Origin of the sequence: Sphaerotilus mobilis (assembly GCF_004216565.1) — a bacterium.
GTDB lineage: Bacteria > Pseudomonadota > Gammaproteobacteria > Burkholderiales > Burkholderiaceae_C > Sphaerotilus > Sphaerotilus mobilis.
This window is the reverse complement of the sequence record NZ_SGWV01000007.1, coordinates 98,734-112,868: the sequence shown is the minus strand read 5'-3', so window position 1 is coordinate 112,868 and position 14,135 is coordinate 98,734. Positions and strand designations below refer to the sequence as shown.

Here is a 14,135-nt window from a genome sequence, read left to right as displayed (position 1 = left end):
GTGTCACGCGATGCCGGCACGCAGGGCGGCCAGCTCGGCCTCCAGCACGGCGATGCGGGCCAGCAGCGCGTTGGGGCTTTCGGCCGGGGCTGCGTGCGGGGCGGGACTCACGGCGGTCAGCGCGCTGTCCACGTCCTCGTCCAGCAGCCAGTCCAGCCAGGCGTCCAGGCCCTGCCCGGTGGTGGCCGAGACCAGCAGCACCTCGATGGCCGGATTGACCTGACGGGCCGCCGCGATGCAGGCCGCGACATCGAAGCGCAGGTGCGGCAGCAGGTCGACCTTGTTGATGACCATCAGCTGTGCGGCCGCGAACAGGTCGGGGTACTTCAGCGGCTTGTCCTCGCCTTCGGTGACCGACAGGATCGCGACCTTGGCTGCCTCGCCCAGGTCCCACATCGCCGGGCAGACGAGGTTGCCGACGTTCTCGATGAACAGCAGCGAGGCGTCGTTGGCATGGGCATGTGCGTGGTCATGGTCGTGGACGTGACGGTGGTCATGTCCATGTCCGTGTCCATGTTCATGCCCATGCCCGTGATGAGGCTCATGCCGATGCAGTTGCCCGAACGCGGCGGCGACCATGGGCGCGTCGAGGTGGCAGCCCTTGCCGGTGTTGACCTGGATGGCTGGCACGCCGGTGGCGCGGATGCGGTCGGCGTCGTGGGCGGTCTGCTGGTCACCTTCGATGACCGCGATCTCGCGCATCGGTGCGCGCTGGCGCAGCGCGGCGATGGTGGCGCACAGCAGCGTGGTCTTGCCCGATCCGGGGCTGGAGACCAGGTTGAGCGCGCGCACGCCGTGGGCCGCGAAGTGGGCCCGGTTGGCGTCGGCATGGCGCTGGTTCTCGCCCAGCACATCGGCCTCCAGCGCGATGGTGCGGGCGCTGCTCATGCCCGGCACCGAGACACGCGCCGCGCCGGCACCGAAGTGCAGATCACCGTTCTCGGCAACCGCCGGTTGATCGCCGCGCATCTCGCCGGCACAGCCACAGACGACGCACATGGTGGGCTCCTGTCCTTGTTGTTGATGTTGTGGGGGATGTTGTGGTTGACGTTGTGGCGGATGTTTTGGCTGATGTTCTGGCTGATGTTGCGGCTGATGTTGCGGCTGAAGGGATCGCCTCAATCAACCTGCAGGTCGACCAGCCTCATCTCGGTGCCGCCGGTCACATGCAGCCGATGGCCACCGCAATGCGGGCAGGGGTCGATGCGCTGGCTCAGCGTCACCGAGGTGGAACAGCTCATGCACCAGGCCTGACCCGGTGGCTCGTCGATGTCGACGGCCGCGCCGGCCAGCAGCGTTCCCGGCGCGATCGATTCAAGCGCGAAGCGCAGCGCCCGGACCTCGACGCCGGCCAGCGCCGGCACGCTCAGACGCAGGCGGCGCACACGCTCGAACGGGTCACGTTCGGCGGTCTGTTCGACCAGGCGCAGGATGCCGCCCGCCAGGCTCAGCTCATGCATGTGGGGTGCGCTCCACGGTGGTCATTTCGATCTCGCAGGCCATGCACGGATCGTAGGCGCAGGCCAGCAGGCGCACGGCCTCGGGCGTGTCCGGATGGTCGGCTGGCCAGGCGGCCAGCGCATGGGCCAGCGTGCCATGCGGGTGGAAGTTCCACTCGGTCGGCGCCAGCACCTGCCAGTCGGACACCCGGGTGTCGGGTCCATGGCCTTGCAGGCTCACACGATGAGCCAGCAGGCCGCGCGAGGTCTCGACCCAAGTCAGCGCGTGCCCCTCACCCAGCGACACGGCGCCGTGGGCTGGCCGCCAGCCGCCCGCATCCAGGGGCAAGGCCAGCCGCAGCAGCTCGACCCAGCGCGACAGCAGGCGCACGGCGACGGTGGGTGCGGTCGTCGCTGGGGGGCGCTCCAGCCGGTTCCAGGGCCCGGTGTCGGGCACGGTGGTCGGCGCGTTGTCCGTCACGGTGTCGACCCAGGTCGGCGCGCGGCAGTAGCCGGGCGTGGTCATCGCGTGGCCCAGGGCGCGGGCTTGCGCCGGGTCTTCCAGCCGCAAGGGTGCGCTGATCGGGCCGGGCGTGAAGGGCAGGGCCAGGCAGCGTTGCACGGCCAGCACGAGCGGCGCGGCGATGCCGGCCGGACAGGCCTGCGCGCTGCGTTGCAGGGCCGCGATGAGGCGGGGCAGGTCGCGGCCGACGTCGATCGTGCGGTCGGGCCCGACCATGTCCTGCAGCCATGTCGACGGAGGCAGGCCCAGCCATTCGCTGGCGAGCCAGTCGGCCAGCACGTGCGCATCGGCCTTGCGGGGCAAGCGGGACAGGGCGCCGGCCTGTGACACGCCACCCCAGGCCAGGGCCCAGTCGTGGCCGATGCGGCGGGCGTGTTCGCGGGCGATGTCGGCAGCCAGCCTGTCGATCGTGGCGGCATCCGGTGCGGCGTCCGGTGCAGCGTCCTGACTGCTCATCGCCAGCATGACCGCGCGCTGCGCCACCTGCCGATGCGCCGTCGCGCAGAGCGTGTGCAGCAGGGCCACACGCTCGATCGCTGCGCCGGGCGTCTGGCCCCGCAGCAGCGCGGCGCTGACGTCCGCACGACCACCCAGGATGCCTTCGGGCGGTGCCACACCGGGGCGCAGGCGCAGCGAGCCAAGAAGGTCGAGGGGGGCGGACATGGCCTCAGGCGCCCCGCAGGCCGAACAGGAAGCCGCGACGGCTGGGCGCGGCCGGGCGTTCGGATGCAGCAGGTGGCGCGGCGACGACCGGGCGACGCAGCTCGGCCAGCACCTCGCGCGCGGTATCGCGGGCGCTGCTGGCGTCGGCGAAGGCCTGCATCGGCGAGAACAGCGAGCAGGTCTCATAGCCGCCGATGGCCTCGTCGAAGGCGCCGATGAAGGTGACGTCGCCGTCACCGACGGTTCGGCTGGCCTTGTGGCCCACGGCCAGCGTGGCGGCGTCGGCCAGACAGGGCAGGCGAACCAGGTTCATGCACCAGGGCGTCAGCAGCACGCCGAGCGCCCAGTCCGGGTCGGCCGCATCGGGCTCGAAGCCGATCGCCTCGACCGGCAGACCCGGGTGGTTCAGCGGCAGATCCCGCATCGGACCGGCCGCAATGGCGCGAAAGCGCGCCTGCAGCATGCGCACGCGTGCATCGAGGGTCGACCGGAGGGCAATAGCGCGCATGTCGTTGTCACGACGCCTGGGCGTCGATCACCATGAACTGGTCGGCGGCGCCGTCGCAGGTCGGGCAACGCCAATGGTCAGGCAGGTCCGTGAAGGCCGTGCCCGGGGCCACTTGCCAGACCGGATCACCCTGCGCCGGGTCGTAGACCCACCAGCAGATCTTGCATTCGAGCCGCGCATCGGCCGGCAGCCGGGCGGCGTCGCCCAGGTAGCTGCCTTCGAAGCGGCTGGCGTCGACGGCCGGGTTCACGACTGGCGCACCCAATGCAGCACGTCAGCCAGGCGCTCGACGCTGTCGTGCAGGTCTTCGGGCGCGGCGCAGGCGACCTCGGGCAGGGGGCCGATCTCGATGGTGTTGAGAATGACCTGGTCCTGGGAGTTGTAGTAGACGAGTCGCCAGGTGCCCGCAGCCAGGCAGTTGGTGATGCGGCAGTTGCCATAACCGCGCGACAAGATCACGACGCGGCCGGTGCCCAGGTGGTGGTCCAGCCAGCCGATGTCTTCGGACGTGACCGGCAGCAGCGTCAGGTTGACGACATGGGGCTCGGCCGCCGCACCCAGCGTGGCACGGGCCGCGCGCTGCTCGTCCAGTTCGACGCGCAGGGCCTGGGCGTTCAACACGCCGGGAGTGGGCGCGACCTCGCTTGGTGATGGGCGCAGGCTGTCGGCCCAGGCCGCGTCGCGCAGGATCTGCGGCACGCTGCCGACCTCGATCAGGTCGAAGGCTGCGCCGCTGGCATCTCGCCCGACCACGCGCCAGACGCCCGGGAAGACGGATTCCTGCACCTGTGCGACCGGCGCCTCGGGCAGATCCGGATCGGCCAGCACCTGGGCGCTGACCTCGCCCTCGCCCAGCACCTGGTTGAGCAGGGCCAGGTCCTGCTCGTTCAGGCCCAGGTGGTGCAGGGCGACGGGTTCGACCCGCTCGCCGTCGACGGCGGCGCGGGCGGTGGCCAGCACGGCATCGAGCGCACGGATCGCGCCGTCGTGGCCGGCCAGTTCTTCCGGCTCGGGCAGGCGTGGTGCCGTCCAGGTGCTCATGCCTTGTGGCATGACCAGGTAGTCCAGCGTGCCGTCCTCGTCGTCGATCTGGCTGCCGGGGCCGATGGGCAGACCCTCGGCAACGACCGGGATCGGGAAGGGGCGGGCGGTCGTGGGTGTCGTGTTCATCGGTGTTCTCGTTGAGTCGATCGGGGCCGGCGCGGTCAGTGGCAAGCCGGGCCGTTCTGCCCTGCGGCGACCAATGGGATGCCGACACCCGGCACGCGCCGGGTCGGCTGGCTCAGCATCTGAGCCACCTGGGCGACGTAGTCGGTCCAGTCGTGCATGCCGGCGATCACGCCGACGTATTGCCCGTCACGCAGGAAGACCAGCGCCGGCCAGCGTGTGCTGGCAAAGCGGCGCGCCAGCGCGTCTTCATCGGCCCTGCAGGCCACGGCGATGCCGAAGGGGCGCGCGGCGACGCGCTGCAGCTCGGGCAGCACGACGGCCACGTCCAGCACCTCGGGGAAGCGCACCGGATCACCGTGGAAGAACAGCACCTGGTCGCCGGGTTGCGCCAGCACGGTGTCCAGCGTGGCGTTGGTGGCCCAGACGGCGCCGTGTTGCGTCACCAGCCGGCAGACCAGCGGGGCACTGCCGGCGGCGGGGTCCTGTGTCGGTGGGTCCAAGGTCTGCGGGGCGTCGAGGATGTCGAGGGTCATGGGGCAACTCCGTCTTCAGATGCGGTGCTGGCCGGTCAGGGCCGCCAGCGCGTGGGGATCGATGGCGGACGGCAGCGCGAAGGCAAGCGCGTCGTCATGCCTGCGGCCGTGCATGACGTCCTCCAGCTGGTCGAGCAGGGCAGCGACCTCGGCGGCCCGAGTCGGCGTGATGGCCTCGCGGGCCTGGTCGAGGAAGACCAGCAGCCAGTCGCCCGGCTGAGGTGGTTCGACCAGCAGCGTGCCGACCTCGCGCGGCACGGCACGCGGGCCGTTGCCGGCCACGGTGGCAAAGCCCGGTCGGGTGGCGATGACCTGCAGGGGCAGTCCGATGCACATGGCGTGGGCTTTCAGCGGGGCGTCGCGGTGACGAGGAAACGCTCGTCGCCGATCCGGCAGGCCTGCTCGGCCGGCGGCCGGCCGGATTCATAGGCACCCAGGGCCAGCGTCGGCACCGTCACCGCATCGTCGGTGGCCAGCGGCGCGCGGCGGTCGATGGCGATGTGGCCCCAGTCGCGCAGGGTTTGCAGGCCCAGCGCCAGGGCTGGCTCCATCGCGGCGCGCACGACCGGGCGCAGGCTGCCGCCGTAGTCCTCGAGCTCTTCGGGCTGACAGCCAATCAGGCGGATGCGCGACGGGTAGTGGCCGGTGAGGCGGGCCAGCATCAGCACCTCCTGGAAGCCGGTCTGGTGCAGGCTCATCTTCTTGGCACCCAGGAAGCGCGGCACCTCGTCATCGTCGACGACCTTGAGCGTGCCAGGCGGCAGGCCGTAGTCGATCGCGTCGAAGATCAGCAGGTGGCTCGCCGCCTGCACGTGCTGGATCAGGTAGAGGCCCTGCGTGCCGCCGTCGATCAGCTGCGGCTCGGGCGTGAAGTCCCAGCGCTGCTGCAGCGCCTCGACACAGCGCACGCCGAAGCCCTCGTCGGCCCACAGTACGTTGCCGATGCCCAGCACCGTCGTGCCCATCGGCGACGGGTCGTGGGGGCCGGTCATCGCTTGAAGGTCCGGAAGCCCGAGATCATCGTGCTGACGATGCTCTGCCGACCCATGATGTCTTCGCGGATCGCCGCGTAGACGTGCAGGATCACGAAGATCACCAGCGACCACATGCCCATGCGGTGCCAGGTGTGCACGTCCTGGCTCTGGCCCATCAGCGGGATCACCCAGCCGAACAACTGCTCCTGCCACGAGCCGGCCTGTGAGCCCTCGCCGTAGAGCGCAAAGCCGGTGCAGACCATGAAGAGCGTGACCAGGAAGTAGCCGAAGAACATCGCCAGCCGTGCCATGGGGTTGTGGCCGACGTACTGGTTGGGCTGCGGCACCAGGAAGGCGTACCACTTGAGCATGGTCAGCACCTCACGCCAGTAGGCACGGCTCAGGATGGGCAATGTGAACAGCTCGCGGGCATGGGCATTGCCGACGATGGCCCAGTAGATGCGGCCCAGCAGGCCGACCGCCAGCACATAGCCCGACGCGAAGTGGGCGAAGCGGATGTAGCCCATCAGGAAATGGTCGCTGGCCTCGCCGGGCATCGTCGGCAAGGGCGCGCCGATGAAGTAGCCGGTGAGGGCCAGCACGCTGATGGCCAGTGCGTTGACCCAGTGCCACAGGCGCACGGGGGCCTCGTAGACATAGACCGACTTGATCGACGGCGCGGCAGCGACGGCGGCATCGTCGATGCCGGTGGCATCGGCCAGACGCCGGGCCGGCGCATCGAGGGTGGCGTGGCTCATGGGGCCTCCTTCGTGGATGGCGATGGGAAAGTGCTTGGTGCTCAGGGCTCAGGGATCAGGCTCAGCGGCCCTTGCGGGCCAGCAGCAGGCCGACCGCGATGGCGCCGACCACCAGCCACAGCGTCAGCGACGGTTCGGCCTGCAGCGCACCGAACAGCTCGGCCAGCAGGTCATGGACATGACCTTCCGAGCCATGCCCGCCATGCGCCGCAGCGCCCCCCGCCAGCGTGAGACCGATCGTCGCGGCCAGGAACTGGGTGCTTCTCATGGGTGTCTCCTTCTTGTTCGTTTCAGCGCACCTTGACGGTCGCCAGCTCGGCACCGTCGGGGCTCATGACGTGGGTCGAGCAGGCCAGGCAGGGGTCGAAGCTGTGCAAGGTGCGCAGGATCTCGACCGGCTGCTCGGGGTTGACCATCGGCGTGTTCATCAAGCTGGCCTCGAAGGCACCGATCTGGCCCTTGCCGTCGCGCGGGCTGCCGTTCCAGGTGGTCGGCACGACGCACTGGTAGTTCTCGATCTTTCCGTCCTTGATGCGGATCCAGTGGCCCAGCATGCCGCGCGGTGCGGCCACGGTGCCCACGCCCTTGGCCTCCTTGGGCCAGGTGCTCGGGTCCCACTTCTCGACGTTGGCGGTGGCGCGGTCGCCGGCCTTGATGTTGGCCACCAGCTCCTTGAAGTCGTCGACCATCATCTCGCCGCAGTACTGGCTCTCCAGCGCCCGGGCCAGCGTGCGGCCGATGGTGGTGGGCAGCAGTTGCTGGGCGGTGTACTGGGTCTCTGGCAAGCCCAGGGCCTTCGGGATGGCGCGGTTGATCGCCTCGGCCGACTGGTCGATCTGTTCCTTGGGGCGCTGGGCAAAGGTGTTGCCCTGCTTCGCGTGGGCATAGGCCAGGATGTAGCGCGACAGCGGGCCGACCTCGACCGCATGGCCGCGCCAGCGCGGTGCCTTGATCCAGGAGTACTTCGCGCTCTCGTCGATCTGGTCGATGGCGGTGCGTGTGCCCTTGGTCTTGGCGCCCAGCTCGTAGTGGGGTTCGGTCACGCCGTCCCAGGGGTGCAGGCCCTTGGTCTCGTCGGCGTACTGGTACCAGCTGTGGCTGACGAACTCCTGCACCTGTTCCGGGTCACGCGGATCGATCGGGTGGATCTTGTCCCAGTTGCCGTCCAGGATGACGCCGCCGGGCAGTTGCTGCGTGGCGGCGTCGTAGGCGACCTTCTCGTAGGTGCCGTAGTCGGCCACGTTGGTGGCCGACAGGCCGCCGCCGTGCAGCCAGCCGGCCTGTTTGTAGATCGTGCCGATCGCCAGCACATCGGGGACGTAGACGTTCTTGTTGAACTCCACCATCTCGTCGATGCGGGCCTTGACGAAGTTCAGCCGCTCCATGTTGATCGGCGCCCCGGCAGCGCCGTCGCCGTCGATGTTGATCGCGCAGGGCACGCCGCCCACCAGGTAGTTCGGGTGCGGGTTCTTGCCGCCGAAGATGGTGTGGACCTTGACCCATTCCTTTTGCAGGTCCAGGGCCTCCAGGTAGTGGGTCACCGCCATCAGGTTGGCTTCGGGCGGCAGCACATAGGCCTTGTTGCCCCAGTAGCCGTTCATGAAGGGGCCGAGCTGGCCGCTCTCGACAAACTTCTTCAGACGGTTCTGGATGTCGCGGAAGTAGCCCGCCGAGGACAGCGGGTGCGAGGGCGAGACCAGCTGCTGCAGGTCGCTGGTCTTCTTCGGATCGGCCTTCAGCGCCGACACCACGTCGACCCAGTCCAGCGCATGCAGGTGGTAGAAGTGGACCGCGTGGTCGTGCACCTGCAGCGTCTTGGCCATCATCTCGCGGATGAGGTGGGCGTTCTTCGGGATGCGGATGCCCAGCGCGTCCTCCACCGCCCGCACCGAGGTCAGCGCATGGCAGCCGGTGCAGACGCCGCAGATGCGTTCGACGAAGGCCCATGCATCGCGCGGGTCGCGGCCCTTGAGGATGACCTCCAGCCCGCGCCACATCGTGCCGGTCGACACGGCGTTGCGGATGACGTTGTTGCTGTCGAGGTTGACCTCGCAGCGCATGTGACCCTCGATGCGGGTGACCGGGTCGACGACGATGCGTCGGCCGGTGTCGTCGAGCTTGAAGCCCTGTGTCTCGTAAGCGCCCATGGCGTCATGTCTCCTGGTCTGGGTGTTCAGCGTTGGCCGTCGGCCGGGGCGGTGTTCGCGCGCTTGATCGCCGAGACGGCCGCATGGGCCACGGCGGCGGCGCCCACCACGCCGGCTGCGGTGCCGCCGATCTGGTCGGCATTGGCTTCGACGCCGAAGGCATGGATGTTGGTCAGGCGGTCGTAGAACGAGCCCTTGTCCCAGAAGCCGTCCTCGCTGCAGCCGATGCAGCCGTGGCCGGCCTTGATCGGGAAGCTGGTGCCCTCGTTCCACATCACCGTCGAACAGGCGTTGTAGGTGGTCGGGCCCTTGCAACCGACCTTGTAGAGGCAGTAGCCCTTGCGTGCGGACTCGTCGTCGAAGTGCTCGACGAACTGGCCGGCGTCGAAGTGCGGCCGGCGGTAGCACTTGTCGTGGATGCGCTGGCTGTAGAACATCTTCGGCCGGCCCTGGCGGTCCAGCTCGGGGATGCGGTCGAAGGTCAGCATGTAGGTGATGACGCCGGTCATCACCTCGGCGATCGGCGGGCAGCCGGGCACCTTGATGATGGGCTTGTCGGTGATCACCTGGTGGACCGGCGTGGCCCGCGTCGGGTTGGGCTTGGCCGCCTGCACGCAGCCCCAGCTGGCACACGAGCCCCAGCTGATGATGGCCTTGGCGTCCTTGGCGACGTGGCGCAGCTGGTCGACGAAGGGGCGTCCGCCGATGATGCAGCTCATGCCGTCCTGGTTGAGCGGCGGGTTGCCCTCCACGGCCAGGATGTAATTGCCCTTGTACTTCGTCATCACCTCTTCGAGGATGGCCTCGGCCTGGTGACCCGCGCTGGCCATCAAGGTGTCGTCGTAGTCCAGCGAGATCATCGACAGCACGACATCCTTGGCCAGCGGGTGCGCGCTGCGGATGAAGCTCTCCGAGCAGCAGGTGCATTCCAGCCCGTGCAGCCACAGCACGGGGGTGCGCGGCTTGGTTTCCATCGCATGGGCGATCTGCGGCACAAAGGCCGGCGACAGCCCCAGCGACGTCGCGGTCAGCGAACAGTATTTGAGAAAGCTGCGCCGCGAAATGCCCTGGCGCCGCATCACCTCGTAGAAGGTCTCCATCGTCTTGTCTCCTCGCCCACCACTCCCGGGTGTGCCGGCTTCTGTTTCACAAGAGCCGTGCCGGAACCCGCCGCCCTCGGGTAAGTCCGGGGCGGTGCGGGCAAGTGTTTGATTTGTCGCATGTTTTCGGCGCCGTCTGCGGCGGCCTGGGCGACCATCGCCGGCGGGGTGGTCAAGGACCTTCCGTTCGTGCGCCGGCACCGGAAGGCGGCTGACCGGTCGGCGCAGCGCCTCTTGACGGCGCTTCGACATTTCAACGAAGATCGAAACATGGAAGATCAAGACGTCATCCGCGCCCTGGCCGCACTGGCCCAGGCGCATCGCCTGCGGCTGTTCCGCGCCCTGGTCGTCGCCGGCCCGGACGGGCTGACGCCAGGCACCCTGGCTGCGCAGCTGGAGATCCCGGCGAACACCTTGTCCTTCCACCTGAAGGAGCTGACGCAGGCCGGGCTGATCACCCAGTCGCGCGACGGCCGCAACCTGATCTACCGGGCCGCCTACGAGCGCATGAACGCGCTGCTCGGCTACCTGACCGCCCATTGCTGCGAAGGCGCCGCCTGTGCGGTGACCGACGGCAACCCACCTGCCTGCCACTGCTGAAAGAGGACCCCGCCATGAAGCGTTTCCACGTCCATGCCCATGTTGACGACCTGTCGACCAGCATCGCCTTCTACAGTCGCATGTTCGGCGCCGAGCCGACCCGCGTCGAAGCGGACTACGCCAAGTGGATGCTGGAAGACCCGCGCATCAACTTCGCGATCTCGACGCGCGGCAGCACGCCCGGCATCGACCACCTGGGCATCCAGACCGACAGCGCCGAAGAGTTGGCCGAATTGAAGGCCCGCGCCGAATCGGCCGACCTGGCGCTGCACGACGTCGGCGAGACCACCTGCTGCTACGCCCGCAGCGACAAGCACTGGCTGACCGATCCTCAGGGCATCGCCTGGGAGCACTACCACACGCTCGACAGCATCCCGGTGTTCAGCGAGAAGCCCGCTGCCGTCGTGGTTGCGGCCGCACCGGTGGCTGCCGACGCGTCGTCCTGCTGCGCCCCGCGTGCGCCACGCGGCAAGCCGATCGGGATTGCCGTGAACGGTGCGGCGGCGAAGGCGGGCGGCAGCTGCTGCTGAGCGGCTCGCCCGGCCCGGTGATGTCGCGCCAGCCGGCTCAGAGAAACCGGGCGATGCCTTCGATGTCTTCGGGAAACAGCTGGCCGGATTCGCTCATCACCACCCGCCCGTCGCGTCCGAGCACCACCGTCACCGGCAGGCCCTTGGGCTTGGGCAGCGTGCGGGCCAGTTCCGGCGAGACCCAGGCTGACGTGTAGGCGTAGCCCTTGCGCGCGAGATGGGCCGAGGCTTCTTCAGGCTTCTTGTCGATCGACAGGCCGACGACACGCAGACCCTGTCCGCGATGGGCACGCTGCAACTGGTCGATCAGTGGTGACTGCACCGCGCAGAAGGGGCACCAGCTGGCCCACCAGTACAGCACGACGACCTGACCGGCCAGCTCCGACGCGGCCAGGCGGCGGCCGTCCAGCAGCGTGAAGTCGGGCAGTGGCAGGCGCGAGCCGACGGGCGGTGGCGGTGCGGCCGTCTTCTCGCTGGCGGGCGGGGACTGGGCCCATGCCGGGCTAGGGCTGAGGGCCGCTCCGGCGGCGCTCAAGCAGGCGATCGTCAGGAGCTGACGCCGGTCCTGACTGACCTTGGCGTGCCGGTCCTTCGGCGCGGTGCGCTGGCGCTGCGTGTTGTCCATGGCGTGCTCCCGAAGGGGGGGGGTCTGTCAAATATTCAGATCTGCTGATATATGGAGACGATACCTGAGCGTGGTGGCCCGCCTGCACCGGATCTACCCGATCCCGACCGGCAAGCGTCACGCCGCTGTCACAAGCCGCCGCAATCATTCAACTAAACTGGAATTGTTAGATCAATTCCTGCACCCTGGAGAACCGCAGTCATGAAGGTGGGCATCAATGGCATGGGCCGCATCGGCCGTCTGGCGCTGCGCGCCGCGATGGGCGCGGCCGAGCGGGGCGCGGACGATCCGCGCGCGGGCAATCGCCTGGAGGTCGTGCACCTCAACGAGCTGAAGGGCGGCGCTGCGGCCACCGCGCACCTTCTGGCCTTCGACAGCGTGCAGGGCCGCTGGCGCGCGGACATTGCCGCCGAGGGCGAGGACACGGTGCGCATCGGCGACCGGCGTCTGGCGTTCTCGTCACACGCCACGTCCGCCGAGATCCCGTGGGGCGATCTGGGCGTGGACGTGGTGCTCGAATGCACCGGCAAGTTCCTGACGCCCGAGACGCTGCAAGGCCATCTGGACCGCGGTGCCAAGCGGGTCATCGTGGCCGCACCGGTCAAGGTCGGCGGTGTGCTCAACATCGTCGTGGGCATCAACCACGAGCTGTATGACCCGGCGCGTGACCGCATCGTCACGGCGGCGTCCTGCACCACCAACTGTCTGGCGCCGGTGGTCAAGGTCGTGCATGAGGCGATCGGCATCCGCCACGGCCAGATCACCACCATCCACGACCCGACCAACACCAACTTGGTGGTTGACGCGCCGCACAAGGACCTGCGACGTGCCCGCAGCGCGATGCAGAGCTTGGCACCGACGACGACCGGCAGTGCCACCGCTATCGCGCTGATCTATCCCGAACTGAAGGGCAAGCTCAACGGCCATGCGGTGCGCGCACCGGTGCTCAATGCCTCGCTGACCGACTGCGTGTTCGAGATGAAGCGCGAGACCAGCGTCGACGAGGTCAACGCCCTGTTCGAGGCCGCCGCGCGCGGTCCGCTGGCGGGCATCCTGGGCTATGAGACGCGACCGCTGGTCAGCGCGGACTACGCCCGCGACACCCGCAGCTCGATCGTTGACGCGCCCTCGACGATGGTCACCGACGGCACGCTGCTGAAGGTCTACGCCTGGTACGACAACGAGATGGGCTATGCCTGCCGGATGGTCGATCTGGCCTGCCACCTGCAGCAGCGCGGCCTGTGACCATGCAACACGACGCCACGCAAGGGCCGAGCGCCGGGCCGTCTCAAGCCGGCCCGCATCCCCACGGGGGATCGCCCGTCGTCGCCGACGGGCGAGGGGCACGCAACTACGCGATCGTGACGGCCGCGTATTGGGGCTTCACGCTCACCGACGGCGCCTTGCGCATGCTGGTGCTGCTGCATTTCTACCGGCTGGGCTACTCGCCGTTCACGCTGGCCTTCCTGTTCCTGCTTTACGAAGCGGCGGGCATCGCCGCCAACCTGATCGGCGGCTGGCTCGCCACACGCTACGGCATCGCGCGGATGCTGGCGGTGGGCCTGGCCACGCAGATCACCGGCTTCTTGCTGCTGTCGGCCCTGTCGCCGGACTGGACGGTGGCGATGTCGGTGGCCTGGGTGGTGGGCGCCCAAGGCATCTGCGGGGTGGCCAAGGACCTGACCAAGACCGCGAGCAAGTCGGCCATCAAGCTGACCGCTGGCGAGGCGTCGGGTCAGCTCTTCAAGTGGGTGGCCTTCTTCACCGGCAGCAAGAACGCGATGAAGGGCGTGGGCTTCTTCCTCGGCGGGCTGCTGCTGGAGGCGCTGGGATTCCAGCAGGCGCTGTGGCTGATGGCGGGTCTGCTGGTCCTGGTCTTCATCGGCGTGGTCGGCTTCGTGCCGCGCCTGATGGGCAAGGCCAAGGCGTCGAAGTCGGCGCGTGAGCTGTTCGCCAAGAGCCGCGGCATCAACGGCCTGGCCGCCGCGCGGGTGGCGCTGTTCGGCGCGCGCGATGTCTGGTTCGTGGTGGGTGTGCCGGTGTTCCTGTATGCCTCGGGCTGGACCTTCACGATGGTCGGCGCCTTCGTCGCGCTGTGGACCATCGGCTACGGCGTGGTGCAGGCGAGCGCGCCGGCCCTGGTGCGACGCAGCGCCGATGGCCTGAGCACCGAGGTGCCGGCCGCGCGGCTGTGGTCGGCGCTGCTGGCGGTCGTGCCGCTGGTGCTGGCCGGGCTGGTGGCGATGCAGGTGCCACACCTGGAGTGGGTCGTGGTCGCCGGTCTCGGGTTGTTCGGCTTTGCCTTCGCGGTCAACTCGTCGGTGCATTCCTACCTGGTGCTGGCCTATGCCGGCTCGGAGAAAGCGGCCGAGGACGTCGGCTTCTACTACGCCGCCAACGCGCTGGGCCGCTTCCTGGGCACCTTGATGTCGGGCCTGCTTTACCAGTGGGGCGGGCTGATGGCCGCGCTGCTGGGCTCGGGCCTGCTGCTGCTGATCTGTTGGCTGGTGACGCTGAACCTGCCGCTGCGCCGCGAACTTCCTTCAACCCCTGTCGCATCCTGAG

18 protein-coding genes are annotated in these 14,135 nt (G+C 68.9%); 4 read left to right on the top strand and 14 right to left on the bottom strand.

Annotation, left to right across the window (positions count from 1 at the left end):
* Window positions 1-3: 3 nt before the first annotated feature.
* The 13 genes from hypB to EV685_RS00730 all read right to left on the bottom strand — a co-directional run bounded on the left by hypB (window position 4) and on the right by EV685_RS00730 (window position 9,815).
* On the bottom strand, window positions 4-999 hold the full coding sequence (gene hypB, locus EV685_RS00795) for a hydrogenase nickel incorporation protein HypB (RefSeq protein WP_130480099.1): 996 nt from the start codon (window positions 997-999) through the stop codon (window positions 4-6).
* Between the two features lie 119 nt (window positions 1,000-1,118).
* Window positions 1,119-1,460, bottom strand: coding sequence for a hydrogenase maturation nickel metallochaperone HypA (gene hypA, locus EV685_RS00785; RefSeq protein WP_130480097.1), 342 nt, complete (start codon window positions 1,458-1,460; stop codon window positions 1,119-1,121).
* A complete protein-coding gene (locus EV685_RS00780) occupies window positions 1,453-2,625 on the bottom strand; it encodes a nickel-dependent hydrogenase large subunit (protein WP_130480096.1) in 1,173 nt (390 codons plus the stop codon). The genes hypA and EV685_RS00780 overlap by 8 nt, the downstream gene beginning before the upstream one ends.
* A gap of 4 nt (window positions 2,626-2,629) precedes the next feature.
* The gene (gene hybE / locus EV685_RS00775) at window positions 2,630-3,133 is read right to left on the bottom strand and encodes a [NiFe]-hydrogenase assembly chaperone HybE (RefSeq protein WP_130480095.1); all 504 of its coding nucleotides are present in this window, start codon (window positions 3,131-3,133) and stop codon (window positions 2,630-2,632) included.
* A gap of 7 nt (window positions 3,134-3,140) precedes the next feature.
* Window positions 3,141-3,383 carry a rubredoxin gene (locus EV685_RS00770; RefSeq protein WP_130480094.1) on the bottom strand — a complete coding sequence of 81 codons (243 nt, stop codon included), beginning with the start codon at window positions 3,381-3,383 and terminating at the stop codon, window positions 3,141-3,143.
* Complete coding sequence (locus EV685_RS00765) at window positions 3,380-4,303, bottom strand: hydrogenase expression/formation protein (protein WP_130480093.1); 924 nt, start codon at window positions 4,301-4,303, stop codon at window positions 3,380-3,382. The genes EV685_RS00770 and EV685_RS00765 overlap by 4 nt, the downstream gene beginning before the upstream one ends.
* A 35-nt stretch (window positions 4,304-4,338) precedes the next feature.
* Window positions 4,339-4,836 carry a thioredoxin domain-containing protein gene (locus EV685_RS00760; protein ID WP_130480092.1) on the bottom strand — a complete coding sequence of 166 codons (498 nt, stop codon included), beginning with the start codon at window positions 4,834-4,836 and terminating at the stop codon, window positions 4,339-4,341.
* Between the two features lie 15 nt (window positions 4,837-4,851).
* Complete coding sequence (locus EV685_RS00755; protein WP_130480091.1) at window positions 4,852-5,172, bottom strand: HypC/HybG/HupF family hydrogenase formation chaperone; 321 nt, start codon at window positions 5,170-5,172, stop codon at window positions 4,852-4,854.
* Window positions 5,173-5,183: 11 nt separating this feature from the next.
* On the bottom strand, window positions 5,184-5,828 hold the full coding sequence (locus tag EV685_RS00750) for a HyaD/HybD family hydrogenase maturation endopeptidase (RefSeq protein ID WP_130480090.1): 645 nt from the start codon (window positions 5,826-5,828) through the stop codon (window positions 5,184-5,186).
* On the bottom strand, window positions 5,825-6,568 hold the full coding sequence (cybH, locus tag EV685_RS00745; RefSeq protein ID WP_130480089.1) for a Ni/Fe-hydrogenase, b-type cytochrome subunit: 744 nt from the start codon (window positions 6,566-6,568) through the stop codon (window positions 5,825-5,827). Before cybH ends, EV685_RS00750 begins: the two co-directional genes overlap by 4 nt.
* Before the next feature lie 61 nt (window positions 6,569-6,629).
* The gene (locus EV685_RS00740) at window positions 6,630-6,836 is read right to left on the bottom strand and encodes a hypothetical protein (RefSeq protein ID WP_130480088.1); all 207 of its coding nucleotides are present in this window, start codon (window positions 6,834-6,836) and stop codon (window positions 6,630-6,632) included.
* Window positions 6,837-6,858: 22 nt separating this feature from the next.
* Window positions 6,859-8,715 carry a nickel-dependent hydrogenase large subunit gene (locus tag EV685_RS00735; RefSeq protein ID WP_130480087.1) on the bottom strand — a complete coding sequence of 619 codons (1,857 nt, stop codon included), beginning with the start codon at window positions 8,713-8,715 and terminating at the stop codon, window positions 6,859-6,861.
* A gap of 26 nt (window positions 8,716-8,741) precedes the next feature.
* The gene (locus EV685_RS00730; RefSeq protein ID WP_130480086.1) at window positions 8,742-9,815 is read right to left on the bottom strand and encodes a hydrogenase small subunit; all 1,074 of its coding nucleotides are present in this window, start codon (window positions 9,813-9,815) and stop codon (window positions 8,742-8,744) included.
* 270 nt (window positions 9,816-10,085) lie between these two features.
* On the opposite strand from EV685_RS00730, the gene EV685_RS00725 reads away from it, so the two are divergent.
* Both EV685_RS00725 and EV685_RS00720 read left to right on the top strand, forming a co-directional pair.
* Window positions 10,086-10,415, top strand: coding sequence for an ArsR/SmtB family transcription factor (locus EV685_RS00725; RefSeq protein WP_130480085.1), 330 nt, complete (start codon window positions 10,086-10,088; stop codon window positions 10,413-10,415).
* Between the two features lie 14 nt (window positions 10,416-10,429).
* Window positions 10,430-10,945 carry an ArsI/CadI family heavy metal resistance metalloenzyme gene (locus tag EV685_RS00720; protein WP_130480084.1) on the top strand — a complete coding sequence of 172 codons (516 nt, stop codon included), beginning with the start codon at window positions 10,430-10,432 and terminating at the stop codon, window positions 10,943-10,945.
* Between the two features lie 37 nt (window positions 10,946-10,982).
* Here the strand turns inward: EV685_RS00720 and EV685_RS00715 are convergent, their stop codons facing one another.
* Complete coding sequence (locus EV685_RS00715; RefSeq protein WP_242615352.1) at window positions 10,983-11,570, bottom strand: TlpA family protein disulfide reductase; 588 nt, start codon at window positions 11,568-11,570, stop codon at window positions 10,983-10,985.
* 201 nt (window positions 11,571-11,771) lie between these two features.
* Here EV685_RS00715 and EV685_RS00710 point away from each other — a divergent pair, with 201 nt between their 5' ends.
* Window positions 11,772-12,815, top strand: coding sequence for an ArsJ-associated glyceraldehyde-3-phosphate dehydrogenase (locus EV685_RS00710; protein WP_130480083.1), 1,044 nt, complete (start codon window positions 11,772-11,774; stop codon window positions 12,813-12,815).
* Between the two features lie 2 nt (window positions 12,816-12,817).
* Complete coding sequence (gene arsJ, locus EV685_RS00705) at window positions 12,818-14,134, top strand: organoarsenical effux MFS transporter ArsJ (protein WP_130480082.1); 1,317 nt, start codon at window positions 12,818-12,820, stop codon at window positions 14,132-14,134.
* Window position 14,135: the final 1 nt, after the last annotated feature.

Excerpts from the sequence above, each read along its gene's own strand:
- hypB (WP_130480099.1), bottom strand. The coding sequence starts at position 999 with ATGTGCGTCGTCTGTGGCTGTGCCGGCGAGATGCGCGGCGATCAACCG.
- hypA (WP_130480097.1), bottom strand. The coding sequence starts at position 1,460 with ATGCATGAGCTGAGCCTGGCGGGCGGCATCCTGCGCCTGGTCGAACAG.
- EV685_RS00780 (WP_130480096.1), bottom strand. The coding sequence starts at position 2,625 with ATGTCCGCCCCCCTCGACCTTCTTGGCTCGCTGCGCCTGCGCCCCGGT.
- hybE (WP_130480095.1), bottom strand. The coding sequence starts at position 3,133 with ATGCGCGCTATTGCCCTCCGGTCGACCCTCGATGCACGCGTGCGCATG.
- EV685_RS00765 (WP_130480093.1), bottom strand. The coding sequence starts at position 4,303 with ATGAACACGACACCCACGACCGCCCGCCCCTTCCCGATCCCGGTCGTT.
- EV685_RS00760 (WP_130480092.1), bottom strand. The coding sequence starts at position 4,836 with ATGACCCTCGACATCCTCGACGCCCCGCAGACCTTGGACCCACCGACA.
- EV685_RS00755 (WP_130480091.1), bottom strand. The coding sequence starts at position 5,172 with ATGTGCATCGGACTGCCCCTGCAGGTCATCGCCACCCGACCGGGCTTT.
- EV685_RS00750 (WP_130480090.1), bottom strand. The coding sequence starts at position 5,828 with ATGACCGGCCCCCACGACCCGTCGCCGATGGGCACGACGGTGCTGGGC.
- cybH (WP_130480089.1), bottom strand. The coding sequence starts at position 6,568 with ATGAGCCACGCCACCCTCGATGCGCCGGCCCGGCGTCTGGCCGATGCC.
- EV685_RS00740 (WP_130480088.1), bottom strand. The coding sequence starts at position 6,836 with ATGAGAAGCACCCAGTTCCTGGCCGCGACGATCGGTCTCACGCTGGCG.
- EV685_RS00735 (WP_130480087.1), bottom strand. The coding sequence starts at position 8,715 with ATGGGCGCTTACGAGACACAGGGCTTCAAGCTCGACGACACCGGCCGA.
- EV685_RS00730 (WP_130480086.1), bottom strand. The coding sequence starts at position 9,815 with ATGGAGACCTTCTACGAGGTGATGCGGCGCCAGGGCATTTCGCGGCGC.
- EV685_RS00725 (WP_130480085.1), top strand. The coding sequence starts at position 10,086 with ATGGAAGATCAAGACGTCATCCGCGCCCTGGCCGCACTGGCCCAGGCG.
- EV685_RS00720 (WP_130480084.1), top strand. The coding sequence starts at position 10,430 with ATGAAGCGTTTCCACGTCCATGCCCATGTTGACGACCTGTCGACCAGC.
- EV685_RS00715 (WP_242615352.1), bottom strand. The coding sequence starts at position 11,570 with ATGGACAACACGCAGCGCCAGCGCACCGCGCCGAAGGACCGGCACGCC.
- EV685_RS00710 (WP_130480083.1), top strand. The coding sequence starts at position 11,772 with ATGAAGGTGGGCATCAATGGCATGGGCCGCATCGGCCGTCTGGCGCTG.
- arsJ (WP_130480082.1), top strand. The coding sequence starts at position 12,818 with ATGCAACACGACGCCACGCAAGGGCCGAGCGCCGGGCCGTCTCAAGCC.